Genomic DNA, 11,221 nt, shown 5'->3' with positions numbered 1-11,221 from the left:
ATGCGCTTTGGCTGGCAAGAGGACCGGACGTGTGTGTTGTTTATTGCGAAGGTCATATCATTCCCTTTCGTGATGTATGAGGTGTTTCTTATTTCCATGCTTGATACATAGGGTGAGGTCATACATAATGAAAATGAATGTTATTGAATTTTGATATCAAGGATTGTGATATGGCACGAAATTTGGATATGACTGCACTGCGCTCTTTTGTGGCGGTGGCCGATGCGGGCGGGGTCACTCGTGCGGCGGGTATTTTGAACCTGACGCAATCGGCGGTTTCGATGCAGCTTAAGCGGCTAGAGGAATCGCTCAACCTTGCTCTTTTGGATCGCTCTGCGCGGACAATCGGGCTGACCCCCGCAGGTGAACAATTACTGGGCTATGCGCGTAATATGCTCAAAATCAATGATGAGGTTCTGAACCGTCTGACCGCAACAGAGTTCGAGGGCGAGCTAAAACTCGGCGTGCCCCATGACATCATCTATCCAGTCGTGCCTGCAGTTCTCAAGCGGTTCGCAGCTGAATTTCCGCGCATGCAAGTCCGTCTCATTTCTGCGCCAACACGCAAACTGTTGAGCATGTTCAGTCGCGGCGAGGTTGATTTGATCCTGACCACCGAAGAAACCTGTGGATCTGGCGGGCGCGCCTTGGTGCAGCTTCCGTTGCAATGGGTTGGGGCGGTCGACGGTCAGTCATGGCGCAAACAACCGTTGCCAATTGCATTTTGCTCGAGCTGTATTTTTCGCAGTGGCGTTCTTCAGGCGCTTAACGATGACGGGATCAGCTGGCATATGGCTGTGGATTCAGAAATGGACAACGCGGTCGAAGCAGCTGTGAGTGCGGATTTGGCAGTGAACGTGGCGCTAAAAGGCAGCCTGCCGCCGCATTCGGAAGTGATTGATCACGGCGGTCTCTTGCCGACGCTCAAGCCACAAAACATCAACCTTTATGTCCTGAAACCCGAAGATCACCCAAGTGCCGCGATGGCAGACATCATTCAGCGTTGTTATGCATCACCGCCGGTCATGCCGCAGTTGGTTACGGCATAACGACGACTTTGCCAGTCGATTTGCGGCTGCGCAGTAACGCTAGCGCATCAGCGGCTTGGGCAAGCGGGATCTGGTGGCTGACATGCGGGCGCAACCGTCCTTGGGCATGCCATGCCATCAATTCGGCAAGGCTATCGGTCAGGGCAGGGGCGTTGAATTTCAGATAACCGCCCCAATAGAAGCCAATCACGGTGATGTTCTTGACCAAAATGATATTTGCGGGAATTTGCGGAACATCGCCACTGGCGAAACCAATCACAATCACGCGCGCTTCGCGGTTGCAGGCCCCAAGGGCTGCTTTGAACGGATCGCCACCGACGGGGTCATAGACGACATCTGCGCCGCCAAGCGCTTTGACTTCGGCTTTGATATCTTGGGTCGCACTGTCGATCAGAAAGTCTGCACCGGCAGATTTCGCGATTGCCAACTTGTCAGCGCCACGTGCGACCGCGATCACTTTCGCGCCCATCGCCTTGCCGACTTCGACAGCCGTGAGGCCAACGCCGCCAGCAGCGCCCAAAACCAAAAGTGTTTCACCCTTTTGCAGATGTGCGCGCCGGGTCAGTGCAAGATGCGAGGTTCCGTAAGCGACCATAAACCCCGCAGCAGTCGCGTCATCCATCGTATCAGGGACCGGTCGGCAAAGTGCGGCGGGGAACACTCCTTTTTCGGCCATGCCGCCTTGCCCGCCAAAGACCGCTACGCGTGTGCCAATCGCAGGGCCGTCGACATCGGGGCCAAGTGCGATCACGGTGCCGCAAACCTCCATCCCGAGGGTAAAGGGGGGCGGTGGCGTATCTTGATAACTGCCCTTCGCCATCAACAGATCAGCGAAATTCAGCCCACAAGCCGCGATATTCAGCAAGACTTCGCCTGCTGCGGGAACAGGATCAGGCAGCTCTTCTATCTTTGCGGGTTGATCGAAAGAGGTCACCTGAAATGCGCGCATATCTTGCTGTTCCTTTGAAATCATGAGGTTCTTTTGACCTACTATGGCATAAACACGCCGTAGGAAAAGGGGCGGAATTGTTGCCATTTCCAGAAAAGTGACGGGTTGAACCTGTCCTTAAGGTCAGGACATGGGCTGCAACCGTTGCGTGTTTTGTGCTATTGTTGTTTTGCTCAACTTGCAAAGAGTACGGATCGCCCAAATCGGCATCCACGTTTCGCTAGAAAAGCCTGGGTTCAATACTTGGATGGGCTTATTGATTGTGAGGAAGTAACAATGAAACACCCCGTAGATATCCACGTTGGCAAACGTATTCGCCATCGTCGTTGGATGAATGGCACGACCCAGCAGCAGCTTGCAGAAGCCGTTGGTATTAAGTTCCAGCAGATCCAAAAGTATGAAACAGGTATGAACCGCGTCAGCGCATCGCGCCTGTGGGATATATCTAAGGTATTGAATGTAGACGTTTCTTTCTTCTTCGAAGGCATAAATGACGATGCCCCAAAAGTCGCGAGCACGTCAGACATGCCAGGCGATATCCTGACCGACAAGGAAGCGCTTGAATTGCTGCGGTCCTACTACGCCATCCCGGAAAACCAGCGCCGTCGCCTGTTCGATCTGGCCCGCGTCCTCAGCGAAGCCGCTTAGCGCGCTTGACCTCGGTTGCCGCGCCGCGTTACCGCGAATGGTAGATGCGGTGCAGCGCGAGGACCAGATAATGCCTGTAGATAAAACAACCCAAGCGGAGCTGATGAGTGTCGCTCACGCGCTTGCCGATGCGGCCAGACCGGTCACTTTGGCACATTTCCGCGCGTCGGGACTGACAGCTGACAACAAGGACTGCGCAGGTTTCGATCCGGTGACAGTGGCCGACCGCGATTCCGAACAAGCCATGCGCGCACTGCTCGCCGAATTACGCCCCGACGACGGTATATTAGGCGAGGAATTCGGTCATAAGACGGGGACCTCTGGCCTGACTTGGGTTCTTGATCCAATTGACGGGACGCGCGGCTATATCAGCGGGACACCCACATGGGGTATTTTGATTGCGATCTCCGATGCAAAAGGTCCGCTTTTCGGAATTATTGATCAACCCTACATTCAAGAGCGTTTCGTCGGCGGTTTCGGGATCGCATCGGTCGACGGCCCGATGGGCAAAGCAATACTCGCGACACGTCCGGCCCGTGCGTTAAGCGATGCGACAGTCATGACGACTTTTCCAGAAGTTGGTGCAGACATTGACCGGCGCGCTTTTCAAGCTGTCGCCACCCAAGCGCAATTAACCCGTTATGGCATGGACTGCTATGCTTACGCCCTGTTGGCCGCGGGTCAGGTGGATTTGGTGATCGAGGCAGGGTTGAACGCATATGATATCCAAGCCCCTATTGCGGTTATCCAAGCGGCAGGGGGGATCGTAACTGATTGGCAAGGCGAACCTGCGCATGACGGTGGACGGGTGATCGCGGCTGCGAATACGCAAATCCACGCTGAAGCGCTTGCTATTTTGAAGGGACAGATTGATGCCTGACTTACTGATTAAGAATGCAGATGTCATGCTGACGATGGATGACACACGCCGCGAATTACTTGGCGCAGATATCTTGATCAAAGACGGTGTCATTTCGGCAATCGGACATAGTTTGCCCGCTGAAGGATGTGATGTCTTCAATGCGCAGGGCAAGATTGTGACGCCTGGCTTAGTGAACACACACCACCACTTGTACCAAACACTGACCCGCGCTGTGCCAGGTGCGCAGGACGCGCTTTTGTTTGGTTGGCTGCAACGGCTGTATCCGATCTGGGCACGTTTTGGGCCAGAAGAAATGTTTGTCTCGGCGCAAATCGGTCTTGCCGAATTGGCGTTATCTGGCTGTACGCTGACGTCGGACCATCTGTATCTTTACCCTAATGGTGCGCGTTTGGATGACACGATTGCTGCTGCAAACGAAGTCGGGATGCGCTTTCATGCAACCCGAGGCGCGATGAGCATTGGCGAAAGCGACGGTGGTTTGCCACCTGACGCACTGGTCGAGGATGAGGCCGCAATCTTGAATGATAGCATCCGTGTGATCGACGCTTTTCATGATCCCAAGCCTGGCGCGATGGTGCGTGTCGGTGTCGCCCCGTGCAGCCCATTTTCGGTGTCTCGGGATCTGATGCGCGATGCGGCCCTGTTGGCCCGTGACAAAGGCGTCATGATGCACACGCATTTGGCGGAAAATGATGAAGATATCGCCTATTCACTAGAGAAGTTTGGCTGCCGTCCAGGGCAATATGCCGAAGACCTTGGCTGGACAGGTGACGATGTCTGGCACGCGCATTGTGTAAAGCTCGACGCGCAAGAGATTGATCTTTTTGCGCGCTCGCGCACGGGCGTTGCACATTGTCCGTGTTCGAATTGCAGGTTGGGGTCAGGGATCGCGCCGGTCCGTGCGATGCGTGACGCAGGTGTAAAGGTAGGTTTGGGCGTTGACGGCTCGGCCAGCAATGACATTGGTAATTTGGCTGCCGAGGCGCGTCAGGTCATGCTGCTCCAGCGGGTGCAAAGCGGTGCCGATGCGATGTCGGCGCGCGAAGCGCTCGAGATCGCAACACGGGGCGGCGCGCAGGTGCTGGGCCGTGATGATTGCGGACAGATCGCCGTCGGGATGCGCGCTGATATTGCAGTGTGGGATGCCAACGGGATTGAAAATGCAGGATCGTGGGACCCCGCAGCCTTGTTGCTGGCAGGTCCAACCAAAGTGGACGCGCTTTTTGTCGAGGGCCGGCAGATCGTGGCCGAAGGCCGTATGACCTCCATCGATATGTGCAAGGCGATTACGCGGCAAAACGATTTGGCGCGAAAACTCGCCGAAGGCTAAGGATCGTCCCATTTCCGTCATTTTTGTGGGTATGCTCATGCGTATCGAACAGCAAAAGGGACGTGCCATGAAGACCGGACTTATCGCATTGTTTTTAGTCGCAGTCACGGCCTGTGGGTCTGCGCCAAAACAGACCGGTCCAACGCTGCGAAACTCAGAGGTGCAAGCGCCGGTCGCTACCGGTTTTGCCGAGGCTCTGAATGCGTCTCGTGCCAGCCAAGGGTTGTCTTCGATCCGGAACAATGGATTGCTTGCGCGCGCGGCAACGGCGCATGCGGCAGACATGGAGCGGCGCGGTTATTTTTCGCACAGCTCCGTAGGTGGTCCCAACGGGGATGGTCTCGTGGCACGCGCTGCATCTGCGGGCTGTGCAATACGGTTTGGAGCTGAAAACATCGCGCAAGGACAGCGGTCCGAACTTGAAGTATTTGCAGCGTGGCAAAATTCGGCCGGTCACCGTAGAAATTTATTAGGATCACAATATACCGAATATGGGCTTGGTCGCGTCGGTGACACTTGGGTTATGAAATTGTCATCCGGCTGCTAGGGCAGCACGCGTTGCCCTGCAATCCAGACATCTTTGATCGCGCGATCATCGCCCATCATGATGGTGGGAAAAAGCGCGTCCCAGATGTCTGTCGCCCGCGCGCTGCGCTGTGCAATTGCAGGGGTTGAAGCCAAATCCAGAACGGTGATGTCGGCCACAGCACCTGTGCCAAGGTGGCCAATTTCGCCAGACATTTTCAATGCCTCGGCTGACCCTTCTGTGGCTAACCACATCAATTGTGCCGGATGCAGAGCCGTCCCGCGCAACTGTCCGATTTCGTAAGCGGCCGCCATCGTACGCAGCATCGAAAACGATGATCCGCCGCCGGTATCTGTGGCCAAGCCGACCGATACTGTCGCTTTGGCTAAACCCATCAAATCAAACAATCCCGATCCAATGAATGTATTTGAAGTGGGGCAATGGACGACTGCGGCCCCAACCTCTGCCAGCTTTGTAATCTCGCGGTCCTTTAGGTGGATCGCATGGCCGTATAGGCCGCGTTCTCCCAGCAGACCGAATGCTTCGTAGGTATCCAGATAATCGCGTGCGTCGGGGAATAACTCTTGAACCCATGCGATTTCAGGAAGCTGCTCGCTCAGGTGCGTTTGCATCAGGCATTCAGGGTGTTCCGCCCAAAGGGCACCCAATGCCGCCAGTTGATCCGGTGTTGAAGTCGGCGAAAACCGCGGTGTGATTGCATAGGTCGCGCGGCCCTGACCGTGCCACTTTTGCAAGAGCGCCTTGCTATCATCATAGGCGGATTTCGCATCGTCCCGCAGGGTATCAGGCGCGTTGCGGTCCATGCAGGTTTTCCCTGCGATTACGGCCATGTTGCGTGCGGCGGCTGCCTCGAAAAACGCATCCACACTTTGCGGATGGATTGTGCAAAAACTGGTTAGCGTCGTTGTGCCATGTGCCAGTGCCAGATCAAGCGTGCGGCCAGCAACGTCATCAGCATAGGCTTTGTCGCCAAAGCGGGATTCTTCGGGGAACGTATACGTGTTCAGCCAGTCAATCAGCTGCTTGCCCCAACTCGCAATCATTCCGGTCTGTGGATAATGCATATGCGCGTCGACAAAGCCGGCGGTGATCAAGGCATCGCCATAGTCAGTAACTTTGGCCAACGGATGAGCCGCAATTAGGTCGACACCATCGCCGATTGCAACAATGCGCCCGTTAGCAATCAAAACGCCGCCCGCGCTGTTAAACTGTATGGTGTCTTGCCAGTCCCCCGTTAGCGGATTGCCAGAAAAACCCAAAGTTTGACCAAGAAGCAGTTGCTGTATCATTCCCTTTACATATGGCCCCAAGCGAAGTTGGTAAATCACTGAAATGCACGTTGTACGCCCGCAGTGATTGACTATGCTTTGCCGACAGCGGGGGTTTGCTATGGCAGAGATCGACAACGACACCAACGAAGAAGCATTTGGCATCACTGATCGCCTGGTTGCCGAGGTGATGGCGGCTGTCGCGGCTGGGCAAGGTGAAGTTCTAACCGCCTTGCTTGATCACTTGCACGCGGCCGACGTCGCCCACTTGCTGGAACAGGTTGATGCGCGCGATCGTCGCGAGTTGTTGACGGTATGGCCCGGCGACCTTGACGGGGATGTGCTATCAGAGCTTGACGAGAACCTACGCGCAGAGGTCATTTCACAGCTTGCTCCGGCCGAATTGGCCGAAGCGGTGCGCGATCTAGAAAGCGACGACGTTGTCGATCTGGTCGAATACTTGGGCGATGAACAGCAAGAGGCTGTGCTTGATGCTCTGGACGCAGGCGACCGCGTTGTTGTCGAACAAGCACTTACCTATCCAGAGGAATCAGCCGGCCGTCACATGCAGTCCGAGCTGGTGCGCGTGCCAGAGTTCTGGACCGTGGGCGAAGCGATTGACTACCTACGCTCTGATGTCATTCTGCCGGACCAGTTCTATCATATTATCTTGGTTGATCCGCGCCTGAAGGCTTTGGGTTATGTAACTTTGGGCCGTATCCTCAGCCATGCCCGCGCCACACCGTTGCGCGACTTGACCGAAGACACATTCCGTACCTTCCACGTCACGCAAGATGTCGAAGAAGTCGCGCAAGCGATCAACCACTACCACATGATCACCGCACCTGTTGTCGATGATGATGGGCGCATTGTGGGTGTCATTACTATCGACGATGCCATGGCATTTCTGGAAGAAGAAGCCGAAGAGGACATTTTACGCCTTGCCGGTGTCGGCGAAGGCAGCTTGTCGGACCGGGTTATTGAAACAACCCGTCAACGCTTTCCCTGGTTGGCTGTGAACCTTGTTACCGCGATTTTCGCCTCCTTGGTGATCTCGCTATTTGAAGAAACAATCGCAACGCTTGTCGCCTTGGCTGTCTTGATGCCCATCGTGGCCTCGATGGGTGGTAATGCAGGCACGCAGTCACTGACCGTCGCCGTGCGCGCTTTGGCAACACGTGATTTGACGACGGCCAACATGTGGCGCGTTATCCGCCGTGAAGTTCTTGTAGGTCTTATAAACGGGGGCATTTTTGCAGTCGTCATGGGGATTGTCGGCGTCGTTTGGTTTGGCTCGCCGATGCTGGGGGCCGTGATTGCGGTGGCCATGGTGATCAACATGGTCGTCGCCGGTTTTGCAGGCACTGGTATCCCCGTTTTGTTAGAAAAAATGGGTGTGGACCCGGCCCTTGCGTCTGGTGCGTTTGTAACGACGGTCACTGATGTCGTGGGCTTCTTTGCGTTCTTGGGCCTTGCGGCGATGTGGTTGTTATGATGGATAAATCTGCGGCACGGCAAGCAGCCTTTGCGCGTCGCAAGCAGGCGCATCAGCTCGGTGCCGCAGCCGCGGGATACCTCAGCGAGGTTCTGGCGGGGTATCGCGGCGTTCCGATGGCAGGCTACATGGCAATGCGCACGGAAATCGACCCGACCGCCGCAATGGAAGAAGCCGCAGCACACGGACCGGTTGGTGTGCCTGTGATCATGGGCGCAGGCCAGCCTTTGCTGTTTCGTCTGTGGGAGCCTGACTGCGACCTGATTTCAGGCGAATTTGGTGCGCAGATCCCCGCATCAGGCGACTGGATGATCCCGCAGATCGTCGTTGTTCCGCTAGTCGCCTTTGACCGCTCTGGCGGGCGATTGGGATATGGTGGTGGGTTCTATGACCGTACACTTGAAAAGCTGCGTGCCACTCAACCAACGATGGCCATCGGATTTGCCTACTTCGCCCAAGAGGATCAAGACTTGCCACTTGAACCGACAGACCAAACGCTCGATCTGATCGTGACAGAGCAAGGCATTATCACACCTTAACTTCTTCTGTTCTTAAACACCTCGGGGGACTGCCCCGCAGGGGCAGTGGGGCAGCGCCCCTAGTCGCTCTCTGCGAATGCCGCCATGACCTCATCAGAGGCCTCAAAATTTGCTGTCACACGCTGGACATCGTCGTCATCTTCTAACGTATCCAGCAGTTTCATCAGTTTGGTCAAGCCTTCAACATCCAACTCGGTTGTCATGTTGGGTTTCCAGATCAACTTGGTGGATTGGCTTTCACCTAGCGCGGCTTCCAGCGCCGTGGACACGTCGTTCAAATCGACGTCTGCGCAATAGATCACATGTGCTTCATCATCGCTTTGTACGTCGTCAGCGCCTGCTTCGATTGCGGCCATCATGACTGTGTCTGCATCACCCACATTAGCTGGATAAATCACCTCGCCTGTGCGGTCGAACATGAAACCGACAGACCCTGTTTCGCCCAAGTTGCCGCCGCTTTTTGAAAATGTCGACCGTACGGTTGATGCGGTGCGGTTGCGGTTATCGGTCATCGCTTCGACGATGACGGCCACACCGCCGGGGCCGTAGCCTTCATAGCGGATTTCGTCGTAGTTTTCAGCGTCGCCACCTTGGGATTTCTTGATCGCGCGATCAATTACGTCCTTAGGCACAGAGCTGGATTTCGCTTCTTTGACAGCCATCCGCAAACGCGGGTTTTTATCGGGATCCGGGTCGCCCATTTTGGCGGCCACAGTGATTTCCTTGGCAAGCTTTGAAAACAGCTTAGAGCGCAGTTTGTCCTGACGCCCTTTGCGGTGCTGAATATTCGCCCATTTGGAGTGGCCAGCCATCGGATTCCTCATCTACCTTGGTGTAATTCCGCGCATCTATACGGCATGCACAGGTCGCCCTGCAACCCCGCGTGCAATAGGGCAAGCGTTTGCCTAAAGCGGCCAGATGAACGGAATGAAGAACGACACAATCGGGGCCAGCGACAGGTTTAACGGCACGCCGAACTTTAGGAAATCGGTGAATTTATATCCGCCAGGTCCATAGACCAGTGTGTTGGTTTGGTAGCCTATAGGGGTGGCAAAACTTGCACTTGCCGCGATCATAACAGCAACCACCAAGGGGCGGGGATCAACGCCCAAGGCGCTGGCTAAGCCGATAGCGATGGGCGTCATCACAACTGCGACTGCATTGTTTGACACCAGTTCGGTCAGAATGCTGGAAAGCAGATAGACTGACAGCACCACAAAAAACGGAGGCATGACCAGCATCACAGGCGATAATGTATCGGCAATGATGCCCACGGCACCGGAAGATTGCAGCGCTGACCCGACGCCCAGCATCGCAAAAATAAGCGCCAGCAGCCGCCCATCGACGTAGGAAAACGCCTCGTCTGCATCAATGCAGCGTGTCATCAGAACCAATGTCACGCCAATCATCGCCAGCATCAGGATCGGGGCCACACCAAGGGCGGCCAAGATCACAACCCCAAGCAAGACTGCGATTGCAACAGGTGCGCGTTCGCGACGGTAAGCGCGTTGCGATGGCTCTGATACATCGCCAAGATTCATATCTTCGCCAAGGCGCTGGATGTCTTCGGGTGCGCCTTCAAGCAGCAAAGTATCGCCAACACGCACAATGATATCGTCAATTTGTTGGCTGATATTGGCGTTGCGCCGATGTACCGCCAACGGATAAACCGCATAGCGCCGCCGCAGTCGCATGCTGCCCAAACGCCGTCCGACCATTTTACAGTTTGGCGTGATCAGCACTTCAACAGTTGCTGTTTCAACGGCTGAAAGCTGGTCGACGCGGCGCAGTTCCTTGTTCTGTTGCAAGGATAGCAGTTCTGCCATTTCGGTGCGCAAAACAACGCGGTCGCCGACCTGCAAGGTCACTGCCTTCATATTGCGGCGCAGTGATTTGTCACCGCGCACAACGTCGATCAAGCGCACGCCGTCGCGTTTGAACAGTTGCACACCCGAAACCTCGCGCCCGATCAGGTTGCTGTCAGGGGGGATCACGGCCTCGGAAAAGAACTTTTTCTTGGAGCGGTCAGATAGCATCGTGGCCATGCTTTGCCGATCAGGCAGCAGGCGCGGCCCCATGAAATAAAGATAAGTAAAGGTCCATGTGACAACGACCAGACCAATCGGCAGAATTTCCAAAATACCAAAGGGCCGCAGTCCCGATGCCCGAGCCACCCCATCGACTAGCAAGTTCGTCGATGTTCCCAGTAGTGTCATTGTGCCACCGACAATGGCCGCATAGCTAAGCGGGATCAGTAGTTTTGATGCCGACGTTCCCAAGCTGCGAGCAAGCTGCACAAAGACGGGAATCATCACGACGACCAACGGGGTGTTGTTCATGATCGCACTGGCGAAGGCCACGAATACCAAGCTGCCACCGATGGCGCGCGCAGGGCTAATCTTGGCCTGACGTTCGGCTAATTGCGTCATGGCATTCAAAGCGCCAGTGCGCACCAAGGCGCCGACGATGATGAACATCGCGGCAATCGTCCACGGCGCGGGGTTGGCAAGCGC

11 protein-coding genes are annotated in these 11,221 nt (G+C 55.5%); 7 read left to right on the top strand and 4 right to left on the bottom strand.

What is annotated here, in order from left to right:
* Positions 1-170 precede the first annotated feature (170 nt).
* Positions 171-1,049, top strand: a complete 879-nt coding sequence (locus QZ197_RS07155) for a LysR family transcriptional regulator (protein ID WP_296431182.1) — start codon at positions 171-173, stop codon at positions 1,047-1,049.
* Here the strand turns inward: QZ197_RS07155 and QZ197_RS07150 are convergent.
* Positions 1,039-1,998, bottom strand: a complete 960-nt coding sequence (locus tag QZ197_RS07150; protein ID WP_296431181.1) for an NADPH:quinone oxidoreductase family protein — start codon at positions 1,996-1,998, stop codon at positions 1,039-1,041. The genes QZ197_RS07155 and QZ197_RS07150 overlap by 11 nt on opposite strands.
* Positions 1,999-2,274: 276 nt before the next feature.
* Between QZ197_RS07150 and QZ197_RS07145 the strand changes: the two genes are divergently transcribed.
* The 4 genes from QZ197_RS07145 to QZ197_RS07130 all read left to right on the top strand — a co-directional run bounded on the left by QZ197_RS07145 (position 2,275) and on the right by QZ197_RS07130 (position 5,406).
* Positions 2,275-2,646, top strand: a complete 372-nt coding sequence (locus QZ197_RS07145) for a helix-turn-helix transcriptional regulator (protein WP_296431180.1) — start codon at positions 2,275-2,277, stop codon at positions 2,644-2,646.
* A gap of 70 nt (positions 2,647-2,716) precedes the next feature.
* Positions 2,717-3,526, top strand: a complete 810-nt coding sequence (locus tag QZ197_RS07140) for an inositol monophosphatase family protein (protein WP_296431179.1) — start codon at positions 2,717-2,719, stop codon at positions 3,524-3,526.
* On the top strand, positions 3,519-4,859 hold the full coding sequence (locus tag QZ197_RS07135; RefSeq protein ID WP_296431178.1) for an 8-oxoguanine deaminase: 1,341 nt from the start codon (positions 3,519-3,521) through the stop codon (positions 4,857-4,859). Before QZ197_RS07140 ends, QZ197_RS07135 begins: the two co-directional genes overlap by 8 nt.
* A 67-nt stretch (positions 4,860-4,926) precedes the next feature.
* Positions 4,927-5,406: a CAP domain-containing protein gene (locus QZ197_RS07130; RefSeq protein ID WP_296431177.1), complete on the top strand. Its 480-nt coding sequence runs from the start codon at positions 4,927-4,929 to the stop codon at positions 5,404-5,406.
* On the opposite strand, the gene guaD is transcribed toward QZ197_RS07130, so the two are convergent.
* On the bottom strand, positions 5,403-6,695 hold the full coding sequence (gene guaD / locus QZ197_RS07125) for a guanine deaminase (protein WP_296431176.1): 1,293 nt from the start codon (positions 6,693-6,695) through the stop codon (positions 5,403-5,405). The two genes, QZ197_RS07130 and guaD, sit on opposite strands and share 4 nt — an antisense overlap.
* Positions 6,696-6,795: 100 nt before the next feature.
* Between guaD and mgtE the strand changes: the two genes are divergently transcribed.
* Positions 6,796-8,169 (top strand): magnesium transporter, encoded by a 1,374-nt coding sequence (gene mgtE, locus QZ197_RS07120; protein ID WP_296431175.1) that lies wholly within the window; start codon positions 6,796-6,798, stop codon positions 8,167-8,169.
* Entirely contained in the window at positions 8,166-8,708 is a 543-nt protein-coding gene (locus QZ197_RS07115) for a 5-formyltetrahydrofolate cyclo-ligase (RefSeq protein WP_296431174.1), read from the top strand. Before mgtE ends, QZ197_RS07115 begins: the two co-directional genes overlap by 4 nt.
* A gap of 59 nt (positions 8,709-8,767) precedes the next feature.
* Here the strand turns inward: QZ197_RS07115 and QZ197_RS07110 are convergent, their stop codons facing one another.
* Together QZ197_RS07110 and QZ197_RS07105 are read right to left on the bottom strand one after the other, a co-directional pair.
* Positions 8,768-9,520 (bottom strand): YebC/PmpR family DNA-binding transcriptional regulator, encoded by a 753-nt coding sequence (locus QZ197_RS07110; protein WP_296431173.1) that lies wholly within the window; start codon positions 9,518-9,520, stop codon positions 8,768-8,770.
* Positions 9,521-9,613: 93 nt separating this feature from the next.
* Positions 9,614-11,221: SLC13 family permease (locus tag QZ197_RS07105; RefSeq protein ID WP_296431172.1), on the bottom strand; the 1,608-nt coding region annotated here is incomplete at its 5' end.

Source organism: Yoonia sp., from assembly GCF_017854415.1.
GTDB lineage: Bacteria > Pseudomonadota > Alphaproteobacteria > Rhodobacterales > Rhodobacteraceae > Yoonia.
The sequence above is the reverse complement of the archived record's forward strand: the minus strand, read 5'-3'. Positions and strand labels throughout refer to the sequence as shown.